This is a genomic window from Ruegeria sp. ABM4_193 (assembly GCF_056158705.1).
Map to the genome: position 1 here is coordinate 1373146 of NZ_JBSWTT010000001.1, position 25260 is coordinate 1398405.

A 25260-nucleotide genomic window follows, 5' to 3' on the forward strand; every position below is an offset into this window, starting at 1 on the left:
TTTCGGGGATGTATGGCGCGCGCATGAAACTCAGCGATTTTGATTTCCATCTGCCCGAAGACCTGATTGCCACGCGACCTGCCAGTCCGCGCTCGTCTGCGCGTTTGCTGGTGGCACAGGGAGATGTGACGACGGACAGCCATGTGTTCGACCTGCCGAATTTTCTGCAACCAGGCGATCGGCTGGTTCTGAATGACACGCGCGTTATCCCGGCACGGCTGAACGGTCGCCGTCATCGGGACAGTGCACAAGGCCCGGTCTCGGCAGGGATTGAGGCCACATTGCTGGACCCTCAGGCCGATGGCACATGGTCGGCACTGATCAAGCCGCTGAAAAAAGTGAAGATTGGGGAAGAGATTGTCTTCTCGGACGATCTGAGTGCAACGCTGTGCAAGGTTGAGGACGGTCAGGCGTATCTGAGGTTCAACCTGAGCGGAGAGGATTTTGATGCCGCGTTAGAGCAGGCCGGTGTGATGCCCCTGCCACCGTATATCGCGGCCAAACGTCCCGCGGATGAACAAGACAAGACCGATTACCAGACCATCTGGGCGCGAAATTCTGGTGCGGTTGCTGCCCCGACCGCCTCGTTGCATTTCGATGATGCGCTGATGAAAGCGTTAGCAGACCGAGGTGTTGGTTTCACGCACGTCACCCTTCACGTCGGCGCGGGCACGTTCCTGCCCGTCAAAGTAGAAGACGTGACCACCCACAAGATGCATGCAGAATGGGGGCAGGTGAGCCCTGAGGCGGCAGCCGAGATTCAGGCGACCAAAGACGCAGGCGGGCGTGTAATCCCGGTGGGCACCACGGCATTGAGGTTGATCGAAAGCGCCGCGCGGTCCGGAACAATCCAACCTTGGGAAGGGGACACCGATATATTCATCTATCCCGGTTTCAAGTTCCACGTCACCGACGCGCTGATGACCAATTTCCACCTGCCGAAATCAACGCTGTTGATGCTGGTGTCGGCGCTCATGGGGCAAGACCGGATGCTTAAAGTGTATGATTATGCGATTGAGCAGAAATACCGTTTCTTTTCTTACGGCGACGCGTCGCTTTTAATCCTGTGAAGGGCGCAGGCGAAGCATCAAAACAGTTCAATGTCGTAGACAAGCGCGACAGAAGCGGTCTTTGATCGCAGAACAGCTCGCACTTTAGGTTGGCATCAGTCGGAGACCCCAATGATTCAGGTTCTTTCCAGCGCATGGGCGTTGCTGCTCGGCATGGGGTTGCTGATGGTCGGAAACGGCCTTCAAGGCACGCTTCTGGGTGTCCGGGGCGAAATCGAAGGGTTCTCGACGCTGCAGATGTCATTTGTGATGTCAGCCTATTTTGTCGGTTTCCTCGGTGGCTCTCGTCTTGCACCTGAAATGATCCGACGCGTGGGTCATGTACGGGTTTTTGCGGCGCTGGCGTCTTTTATTTCGGCCGTCATGATTATGTACCCGATGCTCACGGACCCAATCGCCTGGGTTCTGGGGCGGGTGGTGATCGGCTTCTGTTTCTCGGGCGTGTATGTCACCGCAGAAAGCTGGCTGAACAACGCGGCCAATAACGAGAACCGGGGGCAGGCATTGTCCCTGTATATGATTGTTCAGATGTCAGGGATCATTGGTGCGCAAGCCCTGTTCCTGGTCGGTGATCCGGCGGGATATGAGACCTTTGTCATCGCTTCGATCCTGGTATCTGTGTCTTTTGCGCCAATTTTGCTGTCCATTTCACCAACACCGGCCTTTGACACCACCAAGCCCATGACCCTACGCGAATTGATGCAAAAATCGCCGCTGGGCTGTATCGGCTTGTTCCTTTTGGGAGGGGTTTTCTCTGCTCAGTTCGGTATGTCCGCGGTGTACGGGGCGCAGGCGGGGCTGAGCCTTGTTGAAATCTCAACCTTTGTAGCTGCCTTCTACGTTGGTGCGGTTGTGCTTCAATATCCGCTGGGGTGGTTTTCGGATCGAATGGACCGGCGTGTTCTGATCTTTCTGGTCGCAACGGTAGGGGCTGTCGCGGCCCTCGCAGGAATGCTCTACGGGGTGACTTTCGAGATCCTTTTGGTCTCGGCTTTTTTGATCGGCGGTATGTCCAACCCGTTGTATTCATTGTTGATCGCACATACCAACGACTTTCTGGAACACGAAGATATGGCCGCAGCGTCCGGTGGCCTTGTGTTCATCAACGGCTTAGGTGCCGTCGCAGGTCCATTGATCACCGGTTGGCTGATGGACGATGCCGTGTTCGGCCCGCCCGGCTTTTTCCTGATCATTGCTGTGCTGCTGTTCTTCCTTGCGGTGTATTCCGCATACAGGATGACGCAGCGCGCCTCGGTTCCCGTGGACGAAACCGGCACAATGTCGACATTGTATCCAACTGCGTCACCAGTCGCATTCGAAGTTGCGCAGGAGGTTGCGATCGAAGCAGCCGAAGCAGAAGCAGAAGAAAGCGCGCAGGAAACCGCTTAAGACACGAATTTATGTCGAATATGTTGCAATATGTTACTGTAACAGTTCTGTAAAACGGCCTTAAATGACCTTACGCCCCTTTTGCGGGCATAAGACGGAGTTTAAGGCAATGGCAACGCCTGAAGAGGTATTGAGTTTTTGGTTAGATAAAGTTGGTCCGAAAGGCTGGTACATACAGGATGAGGCGCTGGATGCAGAAATCCGCGATCGTTTCTTGTCAACTTGGGAGGCAGCGGTAGAGGGCAAGTTTTCGCTCTGGCTGACATATCCCAGCGGCGCACTGGCTTACATTATTTTGACGGACCAATTTCCACGTAACATGTTCCGGGGTCAGGCGCGGGCTTTCGCGACAGACCGGGCGGCTTTGGCGGCGGCGAAATGCGCGGTCGACAAAGGGTGGGACAAAAAGATCGACGAACCGGCGCGGCAGTTCTTTTACCTGCCCTTGATGCATTCAGAAAACCTGTGCGATCAGGAGCGCTGTGTGAGGTTGATTTGCGAAAACCTGAGCCGCGACACAAGCAATCTGCTGCACGCGCGGGCGCATCGCGAAGTGATCCGTAAGTTTGGCCGGTTCCCGTATCGAAACGAAGCGCTGTCGCGCAACTCGACGCCGCACGAGGTCGCATATGTCGACATGGGTGGTTACGGCACAACCGTGCGCGAGCTTCAAGCGACCGTTTGACGACGCCCGACGTGTTGACAGGCCGCGCAGAATTTTGCGCGGCGCAGCCTCATGAACCTGGCTCGCACCCTTTGAAATCCAGTACGCGCTGAGACACAACGTCGGCACCTTTTTCGATGGCCTGAGCAATCAGAACCTGAGGCTCGTCCGACAGGCTGCTCAACCGTTCCTGCGCTGCCTGTAACTTTTGTTCCAAACTGTTCAGGCGGGCCAAAGCTGACCGGAGCTCTTGCGCGGCTGCACTATTCGCCCCAGGATTTTCCAGCGACAAATCGGCCAGGTCTGCACGCAATGCCGCAAGCTCTGTTCTCGTGCCATTCACTTCATCCCGGATAGGGGCAACGGCCTGCACGGTTTGGGAAAACTCTGCTGTGATGCTCTCGACCTTGGACGCAAGTTGCCAGCCCAGAAACAGGCAAAGTGCTACAAGGATCAATGTGGCGTTGAGCAGAGCAAGCAGCAGGTCTTTAAGAGTTTTTGCCATGATCAGCCTCTTGAATGTCATTTGTTTAGAAATGCGCGAACGGTGTCGGCGGTTCTGTTCTAGCCACAGAGAGAGCTTGGGTATAGGCTGAATCCCGCACATTCAGGCTTTGCTTACCCTGCGTCGCTTTTGTCGCGGGGGTGGCCTGTTGATGTGTTTCAGAAAGTAGTTTAATGGTAAACTAATTTCTCAACACCTGCGCCGAGAGGGACACATGGCTGCACAATCTTATGATCTGATCGTAATCGGGGCTGGCCCCGGCGGCTATGTCGCTGCAATCCGCGCAGCTCAGCTGGGTCTGAAAACCGTTGTTGTCGAACGCGAACATCTGGGTGGTATTTGCTTGAACTGGGGTTGCATTCCGACCAAAGCCTTGCTGCGCTCGTCTGAGGTGTTTCACCTGATGGAACGCGCCAAGGATTTTGGTTTGAAGGCCGACAAGATTGGCTACGATCTGGATGCGGTGGTTAAAAGGTCACGGGGTGTGGCCGGGCAACTGTCGGGTGGGATTGGCCACCTGTTGAAGAAGAACAAGGTTGCCGTGGTGATGGGCGAAGCCACGATCCCTGCCAAGGGCAAGGTCAGTGTCAAAACCGAAAAAGGCACCGAAGAACTCACAGCCAAGAACATCATTCTGGCCACCGGCGCGCGGGCGCGGGAATTGCCGGGGCTTGAGGCAGACGGCGATCTGGTTTGGACCTACAAACATGCGCTGCAACCGCCACGGATGCCAAAGAAGCTGCTGGTCATTGGGTCTGGCGCAATCGGCATCGAATTCGCCAGCTTCTACAACACGCTGGGTGCCGACACGACCGTGGTCGAGGTGATGGACCGAGTGCTGCCGGTGGAAGATGCCGAGATCAGCGCCTTTGCTAAAAAGGCATTCACCAAGCAAGGCATGACCATCATGGAAAAAGCTATGGTCAAGCAGCTGGACCGTGCCAAGGGCAAGGTAACGGCCCATATCGAGGTCAAGGGCAAGGTCGAGAAACACGAATTCGACACCGTGATCTCGGCTGTTGGCATTGTCGGCAATGTCGAAAACCTTGGGCTTGAAGCTCTGGGGGTCAAGATCGACCGCACGCATGTGGTGACGGATGAATATTGCCGCACCGGGGTAGAAGGGCTCTATGCCATCGGTGACATCGCCGGCGCACCCTGGTTGGCGCACAAGGCCAGCCACGAAGGTGTAATGGTTGCCGACCTGATCGCTGGCCAACATGCGCACCCGGTTAAACCCGAAAGCATTGCGGGATGTACATATTGCCAGCCTCAGGTCGCGTCCGTGGGCTACACGGAAGCCAAAGCCAAAGAGCTAGGCTATGACATCAAAGTTGGTCGCTTCCCCTTCATCGGCAACGGCAAGGCGATTGCGTTGGGTGAGCCGGAGGGGTTGATCAAAACCGTCTTTGACGCAAAGACCGGAGAACTTCTGGGTGCGCACATGATCGGCGCAGAAGTCACCGAGCTGATTCAGGGATACGTAGTGGGTCGCCAGTTGGAGACCACCGAAGAAGACCTCATGAACACGGTCTTCCCACATCCAACCTTGTCAGAGATGATGCACGAAAGCGTTCTGGACGCTTATGATCGAGTGATCCACATGTAAGGGAAGGGGGCGCTACCCCCGCCGCGGCAAGCCGCGACTCCCCCGAGGTATTTGTAGCCAGATGAAGCAGGGGATCCGTACTTCATCTGGCCCAAAATACCTCGGAGCGCGAGGCAGAGCCTCGCAAAAAACCTACTTATTCAAAGCATCCAGAATTCGGGCCCACGAGCGGATGCCCTTATGGAAACTTTTGACGTCATATTTCTCATTCGGAGAATGGATGGCATCATCTTCGTTTGCATAGCCAACCAGCATCGAATCGAGCCCAAGCACGGTGTTGAAATACCCGACGACCGGGATGGACCCGCCCATGCCTGTAAACACGGCCTCGCGCTCCCATTCATCGGAAAGGGCTGCGCGCGCGGCTTCGAATTCTGGGCGGTTGATGTTCATGACGGAAGCAGGAGAGCCTTCGGAGTCATTATCCCAAACGACTTTAGCATCCGGAGACAGGCGTTCCTCGACGTGTTTGCGGATCTTCCTGCGCAACGCATCGGGGTTCATATCGCCCACAAGGCGGCAGGTAATTTTACAATGGGCTTCCGACGGGATCACGGTTTTCGAACCAGCGCCATTATAGCCGCCCCATAGGCCGTTCACCTCTAGTGTTGGACGTGCCCATTGCTGTTCAAGTGTCGAATACCCCTTTTCACCATGCGGTTGGGTATAACCGACCGAGTTCAGATAATCTGCTTCGTCGAAACCGCAGTTTTGCCACTGGCGAAGCTGGTCTTCGGGTACTTCGTGCACGCCCTCATAAAACCCTTCGATCGCGACGCGCCCGGTTTCGTCATCGTAGAACGAGGAGACGATCTTGGACAATTCCCGCAGCGGGTTCAGGCCGGGGCCACCATAGTGGCCGGAATGCAGATCGATCCGGGGACCTATGATTGTGAACTCGTCCTTCAGCATGCCGCGCAATTGGGCGGCAATCGAGGGAACGCCGCGTGACACCATCGAGGTGTCGCAAACAAGTGCCAAATCTGCTTTAAGCTCGGCCGCATTTTCCTTGAGGAAAGGAACCAGAGAGGGCGAGCCGGATTCTTCCTCGCCTTCGAAGAAAAAGGTGATGCGACAGGGCATGGACCCATGGACGGCCTTCCAGGCCCGGCAGGCTTCGACAAAGGTCATCAATTGTCCTTTGTCGTCAGATGCGCCGCGCCCGCGGATCACCGGACCATGTGCTGTTTCTTCAATCGCGGGATCGAAAGGATCGCGGGTCCAGAGGTTCAAAGGGTCGACTGGCTGAACATCGTAGTGACCGTAGAACAGAATATGCGGGGCGTCTGTGTCCTCTCCCACATGACCGACAACCATAGGGTGGCCGGGAGTTTCCCGCTTTTCAGCAGCAATCCCGATACTGCGGAGGTCATCGACTAGCCAATCTGCGGCGCGGCTTACCTCGTCCTTGAATGCGGGATCGGTTGAAATGGACTGGATTCGCAGCAATTCCATCAGACGGTCGATCGACGTTTGTAAATCATCGTCAATCCGGTTCAGCACAGTGTCTAGCGACATAGGGGGCTCCTGCTTTTCTAGGTTGGGCGAACCCTAGCAGCGTCAACGGCGCCGTCCAGAGCGGTTGTGTCGAAAAGTTAAATGTCTACTCAGCGCACTGACTTGACGGCGCCTGCGTCGTTTCCACGCGTTCGATGGCCGTAACTTTACTTGTCGTAGGGGGCGCAACCTTTTATTTGATGCAAATCAAAGTTGGGTTCACCTGTTCGGCTGTAACCAGCTAAACTAAGGAACGCAAAGCTGCTGAAGCAGGTTACACTGTTTAAGGCGGCAGACTATTAGCCCAAGGGAAACCAATTTGGGCGCTCAAGGAGGGTCCGTTGGACTATACTGCTCAGCTCGATTCAGCGATTGCCAGGCTGCATGACGAAGGACGTTACCGGACCTTCATCGACATCGAACGTCGCAACGGACATTTTCCTCATGCAGTACGCACGCGCCCGGATGGGTCGCAACAGAACATCACCGTGTGGTGTGGCAACGATTACCTGGGCATGGGGCAGCACCCGGTGGTTCTGAATGCCATGCACGAGGCTGTGGACGCCGCAGGTGCAGGGTCTGGCGGGACGCGCAACATCTCGGGCACCACGGTTTACCACAAAAGGCTTGAAGCCGAATTGGCTGATCTGCACGGCAAAGAAGCCGCGTTGTTGTTCACCAGCGCCTATATAGCCAATGATGCAACACTCAGCACTCTGCCCAAGCTGTTTCCTGGTCTGATCATTTATTCCGACGCGCTGAACCATGCCTCGATGATCGAAGGTGTGCGCCGCAACGGCGGTTCTAAGCGGATTTTCCGGCACAATGACGTGGCGCATCTGCGTGAGCTGCTTGAAGCAGACGATCCCGCCGCGCCCAAGCTGATTGCATTTGAGTCGGTCTATTCGATGGACGGCGATTTTGGCCCGATTGAAGAAATCTGCGATCTGGCCGCTGAATTTGGCGCGCTGACTTATATCGACGAGGTGCACGCGGTTGGCATGTACGGCCCGCGTGGCGGTGGCGTGACTGAACGTGACCGTTTGGCCCATCGGATCGACATTATCAATGGAACCCTCGCCAAAGCGTACGGCGTTATGGGTGGCTATATCGCGGCAAGCGCCAAGATGTGTGACGCTGTGCGCTCTTATGCGCCGGGCTTCATCTTTACGACATCACTGCCGCCTGCCGTCGCTGCGGGTGCCGCCGCTTCGGTTGCGCATCTGAAAACCGCGCAGGAGCTGCGTGACCAGCATCAGACTCAGGCCAAGATCCTCAAGCTGCGACTGAAAGGTATGGGTCTGCCTTTGATTGATCATGGAAGTCACATTGTGCCCGTGATCGTTGGTAACCCTGTGCACACCAAAAAGCTCAGCGATATGTTGCTGGATGATTATGGCATTTACGTGCAGCCCATCAATTTCCCGACTGTCCCGCGTGGCACCGAAAGGCTTCGGTTTACCCCGTCTCCGGTGCATGGACCCGACGAAATGAACCGTTTGGTGCAGGCGATGGACGAACTTTGGTCACATTGTGCGCTAAATCGCGCCGAACTTGCCGGTTAACCTCACGCCAAAGTGTGCAACGTGATTGCCGCGTGTTAAGCTTAGGTTAACAAAATTGGCAGACGAATCATTGTGGGGATGATTCGCCGCTAACGCGAAATACGCGACAGGCAGAATGGGGCAGCAGGGATGATTGGGCGCAGATCTCAGCGCGAGTCCGAAGAAGATGTAGACGTCAGGCCAAAAGGGTTTGACGATTACGAGATTCGTTTAGGCGACAAGATGCGCGGTGAACGCGCAACGATGGGCAAATCTCTTCTGGATGTTCAACGTGAACTGCGGATCAAAGCCAACTACATCGCCGCAATCGAAAACGCCGATCCTGGTGCATTTGATACACCCGGCTTCATAGCCGGGTATGTGCGTTCTTATGCACGTTATCTGGGCATGAACCCGGATGAGACTTTTGCGACCTTCTGTCAGGAAAGCGGGTTTGAAGTCGCGCACGGCATGTCGGCCGAGGCATCGGTTGTCCGCAAACCCACGGGTGGTCTTCCGGCACGTGGTCCGATGGGACGCGATCCGTTCATCTCGCCCAACACGCCCTTCATTCCGGGCAAGGAACCTCTGGTCAGCCAGATCGAGCCTCGGGCCATCGGGTCTTCGCTGGTCTTGTTGGCGGTCATTGGCGGCATCGGCTATGGTGGCTGGGCCGTTCTGAACAAAATCCAGCAGGTGCAAGTCAGCCCGGTGGAACAAGCCCCTGTCGTTCTGTCCGATCTTGATCCGCTGGATGCAGCCCGCAGTACTGTATCGGACAGCCCTGTCGAGACGGCAAGCGCTGAGGCGCTGGACCGTCTTTATCGTCCGCAGGCTTTGGACGTTCCGGTTCTGGTGGCGCGTGATGCGCCTATTTCAACGCTTGATCCGCGTGAGGTCGGAACGTTCCGTCCGCCCGAGCTGCCGCAGTTCGAAGTGGCAGATGTACACACAGTTGAACGTCCTGCATTGCCACAGGTGGTCGAGCAGATCGACACAACGCTAAAGATCGTGGCCGTGGACCCGGCTTGGATGCGCGTGACTGCGGCTGACGGCAGCATCATCTTTGAAGGCACTTTGGGCACGGTTGAGCAGGGCAGCGTTTTTGAGGTGCCCCTGACAGAAGAACCACCGCAGTTGCGGGCCGGGGCGTCTGGGTCGGTTTACTTCTCAATGAACGGTGAGCATTACGGCCCGGCCGGGGCACCGGGTACGGTTGCCAAAGGTGTCGTCCTGTCGAAAGATGCCGTGTCCGAGACTTATGCCGTGGCCGATCTTGAGGCCGAGCAGAACAGCGCGCTCAAGCAACTGGTGGCTGAACTGCAGACCGAGGCGACAGAAGCGCCCGCCGAGTGATCTAGCCATTGCGGTGACCCCGTTGCCGAACTATCTACAGTCGCAACTCTGGCAGACGCGGATCCGTCCTTATGTCCCTCAATCACGTACGCCCCTGGCGCGACATCTATCGCCGTAAATCCCGTCAAATCATGGTTGGCAACGTCCCGGTTGGCGGCGACGCGCCCATCGCGGTGCAGACCATGACCAACACGCTGACCACCGATGTGGCAGCGACCGTGGCGCAGGTTCAGGCCGCGGCCGAAGCGGGCGCCGATATTGTACGCGTTTCGGTCCCGGATGAGGCATCGTCCAAAGCGCTGAAAGAAATCGTGCGCGAAAGCCCCGTGCCGATTGTGGCAGATATTCACTTTCACTATCGCCGTGGCATCGAAGCAGCCGAGGCAGGGGCGGCTTGCCTTCGTATCAATCCCGGCAACATTGGCGATGAAACTCGTGTGAAGGAAGTGATCCAAGCTGCGCGCGACCACAATTGTTCGATCCGCATCGGCGTGAACGCGGGGTCTTTGGAAAAGCACCTGCTTGAGAAATACGGCGAACCATGCCCCGAGGCGATGGTGGAAAGCGGGTTGGAACATATCCGTATCCTGCAAGACAACGACTTTCACGAATTCAAGATCAGCGTGAAGGCCAGCGATGTCTTCCTGTCTGCCGCCGCTTATCAGGGCATTGCCGAGGCCACAGACGCGCCTATCCACCTCGGTATCACCGAGGCTGGTGGGCTGGTCAGCGGCACCATCAAATCGGCCATCGGTCTGGGCAACCTGCTGTGGATGGGAATCGGCGACACGATCCGCGTCAGCTTGTCCGCAGACCCGGTGGAAGAGGTCAAAGTTGGCTTTGAAATCCTGAAATCTCTGGGTCTTCGCCATCGCGGTGTGAACATCATTTCGTGCCCGTCCTGCGCCCGGCAGGGATTTGACGTGATCAAAACCGTGGAACAGCTTGAGCACAGGCTAGAGCACATCAAGACACCGATGAGCCTTTCGATCATCGGCTGTGTCGTGAACGGTCCAGGCGAGGCTTTGATGACCGACGTTGGCTTTACCGGCGGCGGGGCAGGGTCCGGCATGGTCTATCTGGCGGGCAAGGCCAGCCACAAGATGTCCAACGATCAGATGATTGATCACATCGTGGAGCAGGTCGAGAAGAAAGCGGCTGAACTCGACGCACAGGCCGAAGCGGCAGAGTAGATACACTCGGTCGAGACCTGCTACGCGTCTTAAATGGCAAGTCTGCAAAAGGGGCCAAGGAATGATCGCCTATATCACCGTTGGCGTAGACGACATCGCACGCGCCGAGCAGTTTTACTCTGCCTTCCTGCCGACCTTGGGGTATGAACTGGAGAGGTATCATGGCGATTTAAGCTATGCCTTGCCAGCCGAGCCGGGCCAGTCCGTTTCCTTGCCAGAATTTTATGTGAAATCCCCGTTCGACGGGCAACCAGCCTCAGCCGGTAATGGTACGATGGTTGCGTTTGAGGCACGAAATCAAAAGCAGGTTCGTGATCTTCACGCCGCAGCGATTGCCGCCGGTGGGGCGGATGAAGGCCAGCCAGGCTTTCGGGACGCATACGGTGCGCATTTCTATGTTGGGTACCTTCGCGACCCTCAAGGCAACAAGATCGCGTTGTTTTCCAGCAATCCAGACGAACCTGGACGAAAAGGATAGATGAGACGTTATCGAAGTTCTTAAGGTGAGAGGCTTCGAGATCTAGCAGGGTCTTCGTGAATTTTGTTCTACGTCGCACGCGCACAGGAAACGGAATTGGGGCGGGCCAAGCCGCCCCATCCTTCGTTTACCCGCGCTCAGCCCGAACACCATCCGCGATTTGTTGCATCTGATCGGCAGGCAGGAAGCCACGCAGCATTTCGGTGCCCAGAACAAAAGAAGGCGTACCCGAGATTTGCATCCGTTGCGCCAGCGCTCGGGTACGGGTGATTTCATCCGTAACGCTGTCGCTGTCCATCGCGGCGATGATCGCATCGCTGTCCAGGCCCAATCCGTCCGAGATGCGGCGTAAAGAGATTTCATTAGGCTCGCCGGTGAACTCCAGCAGCGCGTCGTGGACCTGTTTGTAAGCGTCGTCTCCGGCCACCTGCTTGGTCGCAACGGCAAAGCGCGAGGACAAGACAGAGGCATCACCCAGGATGGGGAGTTCTTTGATGACAAGGCGGATATTACCGTCTTCGGCCAACAGGCTGGCAACTTCGGGTACGGCACGTCGGCAATAGCCACAGCGGTAGTCCATGAATTCGACCAGAGTGATGTCTCCATCCGGGTTGCCGCCCACCCAGCTATAGCCGTCGTTGAAAAGCTCGTCTTCGTTGGCCGCGATCAGTTCCTTGTCAGCCAGCGCTTCGGCTGCGGCGTTGCGCTGTTCCAGGATGTTGATCGCTTCGATAATGACTTCGGGGTTTTCCAGCAGGTATTCCCGTACCTGCGCGCCAAACTCAACCTTTTCGGCATCGCTCATCGCGTTCAGGTCCAGCGCCTGCGCCGAGGTCGCAGCCATGGAAAGCCCCAGAAGGGCGGGTGCAGCATGTCTGAGGATCATTTCCGTTTCCTTTTGTTTCTCTTGAATCGTTCGGATGCAATCAGCACGTCTTGTGCCCTTTGCCAACCCGGTGAACCTTCGGGCAGTCGCGCCACGGCGCGTTTTGCGTGAATTCCGGCATCTTCTAGTCGCCCTTGCAGCGCATACCGCTCGGCTGTCACAGTCGATGCCATGCCGTTGTTGCCCACTTTTGCATATGCAACGCCCAGGTCCTGCATCAAACGCGCGTTGCGAAAATCGCGCGCACGCGCTTGTTCCAGGGCAGTAAGGGCCTGTTTAGTCTTGCCTTGCGCCAGCAGGGCCCGCCCATAACCTGCAAGGATCAGGGCATTGTTGGGGGCCATTTCAACGGCATTTGCATAAGCTTCAACAGCTTCGCTTACCTGCCTGTTTTCCAACAGAATTTGCCCCTTCAGATCATAATAAAACGGATCATCCGGACGGATAGCCAACGCTTCATCAATTGCGGCACGGGCTTGGGAGAGGTTGCGGTTTTGATGATGGGCCGAGGCTTCGCGCATTAGGCGAATGTCCCGATCGGTCTCTTCCTTGGCGCGCCGCAAGGTCCAATTGGGTGATCGCAAAAACGCCGAGAGTTTGCCTTTGACGCGGGCAAACCAGTAGTCGGCGGTCGGATTCGGAACGGCCTTGTCTCCAAATTCGTCCAGAAAAGCTTCGGCTGCGCGCAGGCGTTCGCGGCTGGTGGGGTGCGACCGCATATAGGGATCCTGATTGGCTACGCTCAGCAACTCCTGACCTGCGAATTTTCTGTGCAGTTCCACCATGCCGCTGGGTGAAATCTGGGCCCACCGAAGATAGCTGGCGGCACTGCGGTCCGCCGAAGCTTCTTCGGCGCGGGTGTGGCCCAGAAAACTGCGAAGGGCTGCGCCCCGCGTGCCGGCGGCGATGCCAATAGCAGCTTCTCCGCCGCCCGCTGCAGCCGCAAGCAGAGCCAAGGCTGTGCCAAGGCCCGCATTACGCTGAGCAGCTTTGAGGTTTTCGGCCCGGCGCGCCAGGTGACCATTTGCGATATGAGCGGCTTCATGTGCGATGACAGCCTGCAGCATTTCCGGGTTCTCTACGCTCAGAATCAGACCGTAGTTCACGTAGATGGCATTGTAGTCGATGACAAAAGCGTTGAACGTGTTGTCGTTGACGACCAGGATTTGAACGCGGTTTGTGTTCAACCCCGCTGCGCGCAGCACGGGAAAGGCCAGTTCACGCAGCCCATACTCGATATCGGGATCGCGGATCAGGCTTTGCGCATGGGTTTGCGCCACTGCCGCCAGCCAGACAACAGCTGCAAGCATCAGAGCCGGGATTGACGCCAGCCTGGATACGCGTTCAAAAGCCATGGCTGCAACATGGGAGATGGGCATGAGAAACTCAACCCGGTCCGGGGTCGATCCGTTTATTGTGATGGACGTGATGGAGGCCGCGCGCAAAGCGGAAGAGGCAGGACGCCATATCATCCACATGGAAGTCGGTCAGCCGGGGACAGGGGCCCCCAAGGGCGCGACCGAAGCGCTGGCAAAGGCAATGGAGCAAGGCCCTTTGGGTTATACGGTGGCTTTGGGGTTGCCTGCGCTCAGGCAGCGGATCGCGCGGCTTTACGGAGAGTGGTATGATGTTGACCTGAACCCGGATCGAGTGGTCATCACCCCCGGATCCTCAGGCGGGTTTCTGCTAACCTTCACGGCGTTGTTCGACAGCGGGGATCGTGTCGGTATCGGCGCGCCCGGTTATCCCTCTTACCGCCAGATCCTCAAGGCACTGGGTCTGGTGCCTGTCGATCTGCCCACTGCCCCTGAAAACAGGTTGCAACCTGTCGCCGATGACATTTGGGGCATGGACCTGAGAGGGTTGATGGTGGCCTCGCCTGCGAATCCGACCGGCACGATGCTGGATCACGCGGCCATGGGGGCGCTTATTGACGCGGCGCAGGGGCAAGGGGCGTCGTTCATAAGTGACGAAATCTATCACGGGCTGGAATACGAAGCCAAAGCTGTCACCGCACTGGAGCTGACGGATGAGTGCTATGTGATCAACTCATTCTCCAAATATTTCTCGATGACCGGCTGGCGCGTCGGATGGATGGTGGTGCCGGAAGGTCAGGTGCGCGTGGTTGAGCGGATTGCCCAGAACATGTTCATTTGCGCGCCCCATGCGAGCCAGGTTGCGGCACTGGCGGCGATGGATTGCGAAGACGAATTGCAGGCCAATCTGGACGTGTACCGCCGTAACCGCGCGTTGATGCTGGACGGTCTGCCCAAGGCCGGGTTCACGAACATCGCCCCGCCGGATGGCGCGTTTTATGTTTATGCTGACGTGTCTGACCTGACCAATGACAGCCGTGCCTTCGCGGCCGAGATTCTTGAAAAGGCGGGCGTTGCGGTAACTCCGGGTCTCGACTTCGACCCTCAGCGTGGTCACACAACCCTGCGTTTTTCGTATGCCCGTGCGACGGCAGATATTGAAGACGGTCTTGAGCGTTTGCGCCTGTTCATGGCCGAACGCGATGCGATCGCGGAGAAAGCCTGAGCCGTTCACAAAACGCAGCTAGTGTTATAGGCTGCCGTCCAAACGATCTCGGGAAAACTTGAGGCTATGAGCAGGATCTTCTTTTGCATCGCCCTGATATGGGCGCTTGCCAGCGGTGCGATGGCGCAGGATTTCAGCGCGCTGGCGCGTGTCCAGCCAGACCAAAGCCGCATTACGGATGTCGGGCGTACTGGGGTGCAGGTGAATATCGGCCTCAGCCAAGGGGTGCCGTACCGGATCTTCACCTTGCAGGACCCGTATCGGATGGTTCTGGACTTTAACGAGGTCGACTGGACGGGTTTGAAGTCGCAGGACTTCCTGCAATCAGATCGCATCAGCGGTGTTCAGTTCGGGGCCTATGTTCCTGGCTGGTCGCGTCTGGTGCTTGAGCTAGGCGCACCCATGGCGGTTGATACAGCGCAATTGTCAGTTGCCGAGGATTCGGGTGCTGCCGTATTGTCCCTGAACCTCAAGGGTACGGATTTCGACACGTTCAACGCAACCGCAGGTGCGCCGCGCAATCCGGGCTGGGACCTGCCGGAACCCGCCAACCTGCCGCAAGCGGAACCACGCAGCGCCGACCGACCCCTGCGCGTCATGCTGGATCCGGGTCATGGCGGAATTGATCCGGGTGCCGAAGTCGGCAATGTGAATGAGAAGACGATGATGCTGACTTTCGCGCGTGAGCTGCGCGAAGTTCTTTTGCGTTCAGGCAGATACGAGGTGGTCCTGACGCGGGTTGAGGATCAGTTCGTGTCGCTTGAGCGTCGGATTGCCTTGGCCCATCGCGCGGGTGCCGACCTGTTCATTTCGCTGCACGCTGATTCCCTGTCCGAGGGGCAGGCTCATGGCGCGGCGGTCTATACTTTGTCCGATGATGCCTCGGATGTAGCAAGTTCAAAACTGGCCGAGCGACACGACCGGGGGGATTTGCTTTCTGGTGTTGATCTCAGCGGCTCGGACGATCAGGTGGCCGATGTTCTGCTGGATCTGGCGCGGCAGGAAACCAAGCCGCGCACACGGTCGCTGGCCTCGGCAATTGCCAACGGCATGGCGCAGCAAGGTGGCCCAATGAACCGCAAACCGCTGCGCACAGCGTCTTTTTCTGTGCTAAAGGCGGCGGATATCCCTTCTGTTCTGGTCGAGCTTGGATTCTTGTCCAGTCCCAGAGATCTGAAAAACCTTAAGGATCCGGAATGGCGGTCGAAAATGGCTCTGGGTATTTATCAGGGGCTTGAGGACTGGCGACAGCAGGATGTGATCCGGAAATCCCTGATTGGTCAGTGACCTTGCGGCGCAAACCGGCTAGAATACGCTTGGTGTTTTGACCCTCAGGCGGAGCATCACTATATAGACGGCACCGCGAGAAAAAGGCAGTAACGTGATCCGGTTCATTCTTTCGTTTTTCGGGGCCATCTTCAGCCTCGTAACTTTGGGTATTTTCATGGCCGCACTGGTAATCGGTGCGGTGTTTTGGATGTATGGGCGCGACCTGCCCAGCCATGAATCACTGGCACAGTACAAGCCTCCGACCATCAGCCGGATCTATTCGGGCGAAGGTCAGCTGATCGACGAATTCGCGCAAGAGCGTCGTCTGTTCACCCCGTCCGAGGAAATTCCTGATCTGGTGAAGCAGGCTTTTATCTCGGCGGAAGACAAGAACTTTTACACCCATCAGGGATATGACCCGCGTGGTATCATCGCTGCGGGGGTTGAGGCCGTGCGCAGCAAGGGCGAAACCGTACGCGGGGCCTCGACCATCACGCAGCAGGTGATGAAGAACTTCCTGCTGTCGGGTGACCGCCGAGCTGAACGCAAGATCAAGGAAATCATCCTCGCCACAAGGCTTGAGGATACCTTGGACAAGGAACAGATCCTCGAGCTTTACATGAACGAGATCTTTCTGGGTCAGAACTCGTACGGTGTGACGGCTGCGGCGCAGACCTATTTCAACAAGACCTTGCAGGAACTTGCTCCGCATGAGGCTGCGATGTTGGCCGCAATGCCAAAGGCCCCGTCGGATTACCACCCGGTTCGCCAAAAAGAACGCCTTCTGGCCCGCCGCAACTATGTGCTGCGTGAGATGAACCAGAACGGCTATATCGATCAGGCGACCTATGAGGTCGAAGTCGAAATGCCGCTGCGTTCGGTTCAGAACGGTGACTTTGAAAGCTTCCGCACCGCTTTGCCGCCGCGGGACTATTTCACCGACGAAATCCGCCGCCAGTTGAGCGAGGATTTTGGCGAAGGCGAGTTCTTTACCGGCGGCTTTACGGTCCGTGCGTCTGTAGACGAAGAAATGCAGATCGAAGCTGCCAAAGCTCTGCGCGAGGCGTTGCAGAAATACGACCGCTCACGCGGCAGGTGGCGTGGAACCGGCGAAGTGATCCCAGAAGAAACGCTGGCGGATGAGGCGCAGTGGCGCGAAGCGTTGTCGATCATGGAAATTCCACGCGATGTGGTGCTACCGACCCGATGGTATCCTGCGGTCGTCCTGAATGTCGCGGACCAGCAACTCACGGTCGGGATCGAAAACGGGCCCGCCGACGGAATTGTCCCACGTTCGGACATCAAGTGGATGCAGGGCGATTTTGCAGCGAACTTCAAACGCGGTGACGTGATCCTTGTCATGGCCGGGGAAGAAGGGCAGTGGTCCGCCCGACAGGTGCCCGAAGTGCAGGGCGGCTTTGTTGCGATGGATGTGAACTCGGGGCGTGTTCTGGCGATGCAAGGCGGGTTCTCGTATCAGGACACCGTGTTCAATCGCGCCACGCAGGCGCAGCGTCAGCCCGGATCGTCTTTCAAACCCTTCGTCTACGCCGCCGCACTGGACAGTGGCTATAGCCCCGCAACCATCGTGGTGGATGCCCCGATTGAGGTGAACACACCACAGGGTCTGTGGCGTCCCAAGAACTCGTCGAACAAGTTCTACGGACCGACGCCGCTGCGCACCGGGATCGAGCAGTCGCGGAACCTGATGACCATCCGTCTGGCACAAGAAGTCACGATGCCGGTGGTTGCAGGCTATGCGGAACGCTTTGGCGTATACGACCGGATGGGGGCATTCCTTGCCAACTCGCTGGGGTCCGAAGAGACGACGCTTTACAAGATGGTGGCTGCCTATGCGATGTTTGCCAATGGCGGTCAGCGGGTCGAACCCACTCTGGTCGACCGTATTCAGGACCGTTTCGGCAAAACCATCTATCGCCACGACGACCGTCAGTGTCTGGATTGCGATTCCACATGGATGGCCGCTGATGAATCTCCGACCCTTGTGACGGACCGCCCTCAGGTGATGGATGCGATCACGGCCTATCAGTTGACCTCAATGATGACGGGCGTTGTGGATCGTGGCACTGCTTCGCGTTATGTCAACCTGCCGGTTCCGACAGCGGGCAAGACCGGAACCACCAACGAATCCAAGGATGCGTGGTTCATCGGATTTACCTCGAACATCGTGGCGGGATGCTACATCGGCTACGACCGACCGCGTCCGATGGGGCGGGGGGCTTACGGCGGCACGATGTGTGGCCCTGTGTTCCAAAGCTTCATGGAAAAAGCTGTCGAGAAATACGGCGGCGGTCCGTTCGAAGTGCCGGAAGGCGGTCATTTCATCAAGATCGACCGTTTCAGTGGCGCGCGGCTGCCTGACGATGCCAGCGGTGACTATGTTGTTGCTGAATTCTTCCGTGATGGCGTCGATGGCTTTATCGACCGCGTCTACGACGGCGGCTTTGCAATCGGTTCGGATCTGCCCTTGTTCGAGGAAGTGCAGCGCGCAGGCGTGCAGGTTCAGACCTCGACAGGTCAGACGGTCACTGTCGGGCCCAAAGCCACGCAGGGCGACCTGAGCACTGGCGGGCTTTACTGATCAGATAGATAAAGAAGCAGATTCAAAACGTCTGCTTCCGGATCGTTATCGACTACACCGTCCGATCGCCAGAAAATGGACAAGGCGCATTTGGCAGCGGCCCATTGGGCCAGCCGTTTCTTTGGCACTTTCAGCGCTTTGGAGTAGAGCGACAGGCAGGTTTCGATTTGCTGAGGATCACGCACCAAATCGGGCATCCCTTTTGGGTGTCGTAGTGCATTTGCCAGCTCAAACGCCTGATCTCCGACATACCCTTTGGCATCGAAAACCCGTGGGCCTGCATCGGTCATGATGATGTTGTCAGGGTGAAGATCCCCGTGAAGGGGCACGGGCGCTGGTTGGCTGTTCAACAGATGCCGGCCCATGTCCATGGCGGACAGCATGTCATTGCGCAGAAGGGCTGGGCATGTTGGCGCAAAAGCGCAATTGAATAACGGGGTGAAAACCTGGCCCAGGGGTCTCAAACCCTGAACCTGGATGGTGGGCTTTCCATGCAGTCGCGCAGCGGTTTCGGCAAGGATTCTCGTGGCGTCATCGGGGCGCCCCGAACGCGCAATGTCACCTAATGACGGGCCATCCAGCCATTCCATCAGAACAGCGCTCCGCTCTTCGTTGAAAATACGAACCGCACCTCGGTCTCGCCACGCATTTAACAGCGCGCTGCCGGGTGCTTCGTTGCCGCGATCCGGTCTGCGATAGAGTTTCAATGCGGCGGGTCCGTGTTTCGATAGCACTTTCCAAACCTGCGCCTGACCGGTCTCGGCAACCAGCTCTGGCTGCTGCAGGTTCCATTCGTCCAGAAACTCGTCGCATGTGCTTGGCATTCGCGTCCGGCCCGTCTTGTGGTGTCTCGCACCTCTTGCTATCACGCAAGCCTGATTGAGCAAGTTGGGACAAGACCATGCGCGCCGAAACCCAGAACATCGTGGCGGAAATCGAAAAGTCGCTGGAGCTGCTGGCGCAGCGTATGGACTATGAAACCGCGCCGCATCGCCTTGAGGAATTCAACGCGCGTGTCGAAGATCCGAACCTGTGGGACAACCCTGAAAACGCGCAGAAGCTGATGCGCGAACGGCAGATGCTGGTCGACGCCATCGAGACCTATGAAACAATCAAGACCGATCTCAGCGACAATATCGAGCTGATCGAACTGGGCGAGATGGAAGAGGATGAAGAAGTCGTTCAGGACGCTGAAGCAGCGATCAAGGCGCTGCAGGGCAAAGCCGCCAAGAAAGAGCTTGAAGCATTGCTGGACGGTGAGGCCGACAGCAACGACACCTTCCTTGAAATCAACTCGGGCGCAGGTGGTACCGAAAGTTGTGACTGGGCTTCGATGCTGGCGCGGATGTACGTTCGCTGGGCCGAGAAAAAGGGCTATACGGTTGAGCTGCAGTCCGAAACGGCAGGCGAAGAGGCGGGCATCAAATCTGCCGCTTACAAGATCTCGGGCCACAACGCTTATGGCTGGCTGAAATCGGAAAGCGGTGTACATCGGCTGGTGCGGATTTCGCCTTTTGACTCGGCGGCGAAACGCCATACCTCGTTCAGCTCGGTTTGGGTCTATCCGGTGGTGGATGACAATATCGAGATAGAGGTGAACCCGGCCGACATCCGCATCGACACCTACCGGTCCTCCGGCGCAGGTGGTCAGCACGTCAACACCACGGACTCGGCGGTACGGATCACGCACATTCCAACCGGGATTGTGGTGACCTCGTCCGAGAAATCGCAGCACCAGAACCGCGATATCGCCATGAAGGCACTGAAATCGCGCTTGTATCAACAGGAACTGGATCGTCGGAACGCCGATATCAACGCCGCGCATGAGGCCAAAGGCGATGCAGGTTGGGGCAACCAGATCCGGTCCTACGTGTTGCAGCCGTACCAGATGGTCAAGGATCTGCGCACGAACCATGAGACTTCGGACACCAAGGGCGTTCTGGATGGCGATCTGGACGGTTTCATGGCGGCAACGCTGGCTCTGAACGTGGCAGGTAAAAGCCGGTCCGAGGCGCAGGGCGACAGCTAAGGTGAAGCGCCAAAGCTCTTTTCTCAATTTGTTGAAAGGGCACTGGCAGCTTATTGCGATCACCACATTGGTTTTTCTGCTTTGGAACACACCCGCTGTGGTTCCGCTGAAAATTCTGATCGTCTTTCTGCACGAGCTGTCTCACGCCGTGACGATAATTTTGACCGGCGGCTCGGTCGAAAGCTTTTCGATCTCACCACAGCAGGGTGGGCTGGTGATCGGTCGGGGTGGCAACCGGTTTCTCAGCCTGTCCGCCGGGTATCTTGGCTCGCTTTTGCTGGGCATGGGCCTTTTGATCATTGCTTTGCGTACGCGGGCTGACCGTGCAGTTCTGGCAGGTTTTGGCGGGGTCATGAGTTTGGTAGCTGTGCTTTACATCCGCAATCTGTTTGCACTTGTGTTTTGTATCGGTGTCGGGTCGGTGATGATCGCCACCGCCTGGTATCTGCGCCGCGAGGTCAGCGACCTTGTGCTGCGCGTCATCGGGTTGACCAGTGTGATCTATGTGCCGTTCGACATCTTTGACGACACGATCCGACGCTCTGGCATACGCTCTGACGCGTTCATGTTGGCCGAGGAGTTCGGCGGAACAACAATGATGTGGGGCGGGGTGTGGTTGGTGCTGAGTACCCTCGCGATTTATCTGTGCCTGCGTCATTGCCTTGGGCCGGACAGCAACTTGCATTTTGGTCGTCCGGCAAGGTGAAGTGTTCCAGTGCTGTGGTGGCAAAAAGATACATTTAAACAGTGGGTTTAAATGAGCTGAACCGCTCGCTAGGCTGTTGAAGACGAACAACAGACCGGCGTGTTATGGACCTGACCAGGATATCGGCTGCAGAGCTTTTGAAACAACTGATAACCCGACAGGTTTCAGCCACGGATGTGATGCGCTCCACACTTGATCGTATCGCGGCGGTGAATGGCGATGTGAATGCTATCGTTGCGCTGCGCGATGAGAGTGCGTTGATGGACGAGGCGCGCAAGCACGACAGTGACCCAATCACCGGCCCGCTGCACGGGCTGCCAATTGCGGTCAAGGATTTGGTCAATGTGGCAGGTGTGGTCTCGTCTCACGGATCGCCTTTGTTCAAAGGTGTCGTGCCGGACAGTGACGATCTGATTGCCGCCCGGATGCGGGATGCGGGGGCGATCCTGATCGGAAAGACCAACACGCCGGAATTCGGATTGGGCTCGCACACATTCAACCCGGTTTATGGTGCGACGCGCAACCCGTATGACGCCGACTATACCTGCGGAGGTTCGTCTGGTGGGGCGGCGGTGGCCCTGGCCACGGGTATGGTGGCGCTGGCAGACGGATCCGACATGATGGGCAGTCTGCGTAACCCAGCGGCCTGGAACAATGTCTACGGCTTTCGCCCAAGCTGGGGCAGGGTGCCGTCTGATCCTGTCGGCGACAGCTTTCTGCATCAATTGTCGACACTTGGCCCCATGGCCCGCAGCCCCGAGGATCTGGGCATTTTGCTCGACGTCATCTCGGGGCCAGACCCGCGCCTGCCTTTAGCCTCTGAAAGTACTCTGGTGTCACCGGTGACACCGGCGGACATGCAAGGGCTGCGGATCGGTTGGCTTGGGGATTGGGGCGGGGCGTTCCCGATCGAGCCTGGCATTCTCGATCTTTGCAAAGATGCGTTGGCCGTGTGTGAAAGCTTTGGCGCTGATGTGCAAGACGTGGATCCGCCTTTCGATGCGGAACAGCTTTGGAAAAGTTGGATCACGCTGCGGTCGTTCAGCGTTGCGGCGGGGCTGGAGCCCTTGGCAGCACAAAAGGATCATCTGAAAGATACCGCACAATGGGAACTGGATCGCGGCCTGTCCATGCGCGCGATGGAGGTGCAGCACGCCAGCGTTATCCGCTCTGACTGGTTCCGCTGCGCGGCGGACCTGTTCACTCGGTTTGACGCACTGGTTCTGCCATCCGCACAGGTCTGGCCCTTCGGGATCGAGACCCCGTACCCGACCAGTATCGCGGGTCGGGCCATGGATACCTATCACCGGTGGATGCACGTCACAGTGCCGGTCAGCCTGATTGGATTGCCCTGTTTAGCGGCGCCTGCTGGCTTTGGATCAAACGGATTACCGATGGGGTTCCAGCTGTTTGGGCCAAGGGGCTCAGACAAGAAACTACTGTCAATTGGGGCGGCCTATCACGCCGAAACCAACTGGCCAAATAAGAGACCGGCGATGCCATAACGCCGGACAGGGAGGAGAGGACATCATGGATAAGCCTTTTGGAGTGCCGGAAATGCGACCGGTTAATACCGACATGCTGCGCTCGGCATTGCAGCGCGCATGGGCCGATTTCCGTCGCGCACCTTTATTCGGGCTGATCTTTGCGGGTTTTTACGTGCTGGCGGGCTGGGCCATGGCGTGGGTGACTGTGCAAACCGGAACAACCTTCTGGCTGGTGCTGGCAGCCATCGGGTTTCCGTTGATCGGACCTTTCGCAGCGGTCGGGCTTTACGAGGTCTCGCACCGGCTTGAGCAGGGTGAGCCTTTGGATGTTGCTGCAATCTTTGGTGTGGTGCTACAGCAGAGCCGTAGGCAGTTGCCGTCGATCTGCGCGATCATCGTTGTGATGTTTCTGTTCTGGTTCTTTTTGGGGCACATGATCTTTGCCCTGTTTCTGGGGCTGGCAACGATGACGAACATCTCGACCTCGACCGAAGTCTTCTTCACTCTGAACGGCCTGACCATGCTGGCCGTTGGAACGGCGGTAGGGGCGATCTTTGCGACCGTTCTGTATATGATCACCGTTCTGTCGATCCCGTTGTTGCTGGATCGTGAACTGGATTTTGTCACGGCCATGATCACAAGCTTTTCCTACGTAAAGGAAAACCTGTTTGTCATGCTGGGCTGGGGCGCCTTTATCGCGGTTGTAACGTTCGTGGCGATGGTGCCGTGGTTTCTGGGGTTGTTAATTGTGCTGCCTTTGCTCGGCCACGCCAGTTGGCATCTGTATCGGCAGATCACGCAGGGGGATGGTCAGCAGGACACCGCATCTGCGACCGATTAGAAATGCTGCGCCAGATTGTTTGTGGATAGGCGCGCAGCGGCAAAAATCGCGGCCGAGTCGTGCCCCAGATACTTGAGGACTACCGGTTCCGGGTTGGATGTATCGGCTGAGTTGACCACAGATCCGCGCCATTGAACCGCTGTTCCCGTGGCATCGGGTGAGATCAGATAGACCCGGCTGTTATGCCCGCCCCGCTGGGATGTCAGCATGTACACGGTATCGCCGCTACAGGCTGCGATCCCTTGTATTTCGCGTGCCTGCGGTGGGGCTTCGGGCATCGCCGCTCGCGAAACATAGCCCCGTATCAAGGTGCATTGGGTCAATGGCCGGGCGTGCAACAATGTCATGCGATGCTCGTCCGAAAGGCTTTCGATCACCGCATAAAACCCGGGTGCAAACGGCGATTTCTCAATCGCGTCTGACCCGGAGCCCAGAAACTCGGTCAGGGCTGAGGTTGCCGGGTGACTCTCTGACTTTTCGATCTCATCCAGCGGTTTCAGAAGGATGCGGGCGTCCACGTCGAAAAAACGACAGATCCGGTCCAGAACATCCGGTCGGGGCACGCTTTCGCCAGAGAGATACCTGTTGAACTGCGTCCGGTTCACCCCGAGTTTGCGGCACAGGGCCGAGATCGAGCGATGTTGCTGCGCCAAGCGCCGAAGATTCTCGCTGAACATTGCGCGTAGCTCTTCAGGACTGCGGGTATCGTCGGTCATGGCCGTCCAAGTGTTGCTTTGCCTTCGGATGAAACCAACTGAACAGCACGGCCAAGGCCAGTTGAACAGTGATAAATCGCACAGAATAACCCCAAGCAACGTATCCCCACGTCGCGTTGCACACCCAACGCTAGCGTCGTATAGCACAAAGGCAATAGGCTTTATCTGAAAATGACTGATCTTTATCCGGAAGCTCGGGCCCCTATTGCAATTTTAGCGCAATAACGCCACGTGGGCGGCGAGCGCGTTGCGCCGCCAACCCATAAAGTATCCCCGCCCCAAGATACCTCGGAACGGGCGCTAAGTTTAATCGCCGCGCAGCAACGCTGCGACACCGGTCCGCGCGACCTCGACAAGCCCCAGTGGGCGCATGAGATCGGCAAAGGCATCGATCTTGTCGGGAGCACCAGTGATTTCAAAGATGAACGAGTTGAGCGTGCTGTCGACCACATTGGCGCGGAAAATATCGGCCAGGCGCAGCGCCTCGACCCGTTTGTCTCCTTCACCAACCACTTTGATGATGGCCAATTCCCGTTCGACCGATGGGCCTTCGACCGTCAGATCATGCACATCATGCACGGTCACGATCCGGCCCAACTGCGCCTTGATCTGCTCGATCACCTGAGGGGTTCCGGTGGTGACGATGGTGATGCGGCTGAGATGGCCGGTGTGATCCACCTCGGCCACGGTCAGGCTTTCGATGTTATAGCCACGGCCAGAGAACAATCCGATGACACGGGCCAGTACGCCGGGTTCGTTTTCGACCAGAACCGCGATCGTGTGGCGTTCCTGTACGTCCGAGAAGGTGGGGCGTAGGTTATAGGCCGAGTGGCGGGTAGAGCCTTTTTTGATATGTAGGGCAGACATTTATGTCCCTT

General features: G+C 57.3%; 22 protein-coding genes. 15 read left to right on the plus strand and 7 right to left on the minus strand.

The genetic code is table 11. The annotated features are described in order from the left end of the window. Positions 1 to 23: 23 nt before the first annotated feature. From queA to ACXADZ_RS06900, 3 genes are all read left to right on the plus strand, one after another. Positions 24 to 1070, plus strand: coding sequence for a tRNA preQ1(34) S-adenosylmethionine ribosyltransferase-isomerase QueA (gene queA / locus ACXADZ_RS06890; protein WP_475198516.1), 1047 nt, complete (start codon positions 24 to 26; stop codon positions 1068 to 1070). A 111-nt stretch (positions 1071 to 1181) separates the two neighbouring features. Continuing rightward, entirely contained in the window at positions 1182 to 2459 is a 1278-nt protein-coding gene (locus ACXADZ_RS06895) for an MFS transporter (RefSeq protein WP_475194121.1), read from the plus strand. 109 nt (positions 2460 to 2568) lie between these two features. Further along, positions 2569 to 3144 (plus strand): DUF924 family protein, encoded by a 576-nt coding sequence (locus ACXADZ_RS06900; protein ID WP_171090649.1) that lies wholly within the window; start codon positions 2569 to 2571, stop codon positions 3142 to 3144. A 49-nt stretch (positions 3145 to 3193) separates the two neighbouring features. On the opposite strand, the gene ACXADZ_RS06905 is transcribed toward ACXADZ_RS06900, so the two are convergent. Continuing rightward, positions 3194 to 3628 carry a hypothetical protein gene (locus tag ACXADZ_RS06905; protein WP_475194128.1) on the minus strand — a complete coding sequence of 145 codons (435 nt, stop codon included), beginning with the start codon at positions 3626 to 3628 and terminating at the stop codon, positions 3194 to 3196. 214 nt (positions 3629 to 3842) lie between these two features. On the opposite strand from ACXADZ_RS06905, the gene lpdA reads away from it, so the two are divergent. Further along, positions 3843 to 5237 (plus strand): dihydrolipoyl dehydrogenase, encoded by a 1395-nt coding sequence (gene lpdA / locus ACXADZ_RS06910; protein ID WP_171090645.1) that lies wholly within the window; start codon positions 3843 to 3845, stop codon positions 5235 to 5237. A gap of 132 nt (positions 5238 to 5369) precedes the next feature. Here lpdA and ACXADZ_RS06915 read toward each other — a convergent pair whose 3' ends face one another. Then, complete coding sequence (locus ACXADZ_RS06915; RefSeq protein WP_171185783.1) at positions 5370 to 6755, minus strand: M20/M25/M40 family metallo-hydrolase; 1386 nt, start codon at positions 6753 to 6755, stop codon at positions 5370 to 5372. A 320-nt stretch (positions 6756 to 7075) separates the two neighbouring features. Between ACXADZ_RS06915 and hemA the strand changes: the two genes are divergently transcribed. The 4 genes from hemA (at position 7076) to ACXADZ_RS06935 (ending at position 11305) form a co-directional block, all read left to right on the plus strand. Further along, the gene (gene hemA, locus ACXADZ_RS06920) at positions 7076 to 8299 is read left to right on the plus strand and encodes a 5-aminolevulinate synthase (RefSeq protein WP_475194143.1); all 1224 of its coding nucleotides are present in this window, start codon (positions 7076 to 7078) and stop codon (positions 8297 to 8299) included. 129 nt (positions 8300 to 8428) lie between these two features. Continuing rightward, entirely contained in the window at positions 8429 to 9634 is a 1206-nt protein-coding gene (locus ACXADZ_RS06925; protein WP_475194146.1) for a helix-turn-helix domain-containing protein, read from the plus strand. Positions 9635 to 9705: 71 nt separating this feature from the next. Further along, positions 9706 to 10827: a flavodoxin-dependent (E)-4-hydroxy-3-methylbut-2-enyl-diphosphate synthase gene (ispG, locus tag ACXADZ_RS06930; RefSeq protein ID WP_171090637.1), complete on the plus strand. Its 1122-nt coding sequence runs from the start codon at positions 9706 to 9708 to the stop codon at positions 10825 to 10827. A gap of 61 nt (positions 10828 to 10888) precedes the next feature. Continuing rightward, complete coding sequence (locus ACXADZ_RS06935) at positions 10889 to 11305, plus strand: VOC family protein (RefSeq protein WP_475194152.1); 417 nt, start codon at positions 10889 to 10891, stop codon at positions 11303 to 11305. Between the two features lie 127 nt (positions 11306 to 11432). On the opposite strand, the gene ACXADZ_RS06940 is transcribed toward ACXADZ_RS06935, so the two are convergent. Further along, entirely contained in the window at positions 11433 to 12191 is a 759-nt protein-coding gene (locus tag ACXADZ_RS06940; protein WP_475194154.1) for a DsbA family protein, read from the minus strand. Beyond that, positions 12188 to 13570 (minus strand): M48 family metalloprotease, encoded by a 1383-nt coding sequence (locus ACXADZ_RS06945; protein WP_171647641.1) that lies wholly within the window; start codon positions 13568 to 13570, stop codon positions 12188 to 12190. The genes ACXADZ_RS06940 and ACXADZ_RS06945 overlap by 4 nt, the downstream gene beginning before the upstream one ends. On the opposite strand from ACXADZ_RS06945, the gene ACXADZ_RS06950 reads away from it, so the two are divergent. The 3 genes from ACXADZ_RS06950 to ACXADZ_RS06960 all read left to right on the plus strand — a co-directional run bounded on the left by ACXADZ_RS06950 (position 13569) and on the right by ACXADZ_RS06960 (position 18603). Beyond that, a complete protein-coding gene (locus ACXADZ_RS06950) occupies positions 13569 to 14732 on the plus strand; it encodes a pyridoxal phosphate-dependent aminotransferase (protein WP_475194159.1) in 1164 nt (387 codons plus the stop codon). The two genes, ACXADZ_RS06945 and ACXADZ_RS06950, sit on opposite strands and share 2 nt — an antisense overlap. Before the next feature lie 66 nt (positions 14733 to 14798). Continuing rightward, a complete protein-coding gene (locus tag ACXADZ_RS06955) occupies positions 14799 to 16019 on the plus strand; it encodes an N-acetylmuramoyl-L-alanine amidase (protein ID WP_475194164.1) in 1221 nt (406 codons plus the stop codon). Positions 16020 to 16113: 94 nt separating this feature from the next. Beyond that, positions 16114 to 18603 (plus strand): penicillin-binding protein 1A, encoded by a 2490-nt coding sequence (locus tag ACXADZ_RS06960; RefSeq protein ID WP_171090625.1) that lies wholly within the window; start codon positions 16114 to 16116, stop codon positions 18601 to 18603. On the opposite strand, the gene ACXADZ_RS06965 is transcribed toward ACXADZ_RS06960, so the two are convergent. Further along, positions 18597 to 19427: an aminoglycoside phosphotransferase family protein gene (locus ACXADZ_RS06965; protein WP_475194171.1), complete on the minus strand. Its 831-nt coding sequence runs from the start codon at positions 19425 to 19427 to the stop codon at positions 18597 to 18599. The two genes, ACXADZ_RS06960 and ACXADZ_RS06965, sit on opposite strands and share 7 nt — an antisense overlap. A 77-nt stretch (positions 19428 to 19504) precedes the next feature. On the opposite strand from ACXADZ_RS06965, the gene prfB reads away from it, so the two are divergent. From prfB to ACXADZ_RS06985, 4 genes are all read left to right on the plus strand, one after another. Further along, positions 19505 to 20632: a peptide chain release factor 2 gene (gene prfB, locus ACXADZ_RS06970; RefSeq protein ID WP_171090621.1), complete on the plus strand. Its 1128-nt coding sequence runs from the start codon at positions 19505 to 19507 to the stop codon at positions 20630 to 20632. Between the two features lies 1 nt (position 20633). After that, on the plus strand, positions 20634 to 21338 hold the full coding sequence (locus ACXADZ_RS06975) for a M50 family metallopeptidase (RefSeq protein WP_475194178.1): 705 nt from the start codon (positions 20634 to 20636) through the stop codon (positions 21336 to 21338). Between the two features lie 104 nt (positions 21339 to 21442). Next, positions 21443 to 22843 (plus strand): amidase, encoded by a 1401-nt coding sequence (locus tag ACXADZ_RS06980; RefSeq protein ID WP_475194181.1) that lies wholly within the window; start codon positions 21443 to 21445, stop codon positions 22841 to 22843. Positions 22844 to 22868: 25 nt separating this feature from the next. Beyond that, a complete protein-coding gene (locus ACXADZ_RS06985; RefSeq protein ID WP_475194185.1) occupies positions 22869 to 23666 on the plus strand; it encodes a DUF2189 domain-containing protein in 798 nt (265 codons plus the stop codon). Here ACXADZ_RS06985 and ACXADZ_RS06990 read toward each other — a convergent pair. Both ACXADZ_RS06990 and ilvN read right to left on the minus strand, forming a co-directional pair. Beyond that, positions 23663 to 24382 carry a helix-turn-helix domain-containing protein gene (locus ACXADZ_RS06990; protein ID WP_171185759.1) on the minus strand — a complete coding sequence of 240 codons (720 nt, stop codon included), beginning with the start codon at positions 24380 to 24382 and terminating at the stop codon, positions 23663 to 23665. The genes ACXADZ_RS06985 and ACXADZ_RS06990 overlap by 4 nt on opposite strands. A gap of 306 nt (positions 24383 to 24688) precedes the next feature. Next, positions 24689 to 25249, minus strand: a complete 561-nt coding sequence (ilvN, locus tag ACXADZ_RS06995) for an acetolactate synthase small subunit (protein ID WP_475194187.1) — start codon at positions 25247 to 25249, stop codon at positions 24689 to 24691. Positions 25250 to 25260 lie beyond the last annotated feature (11 nt).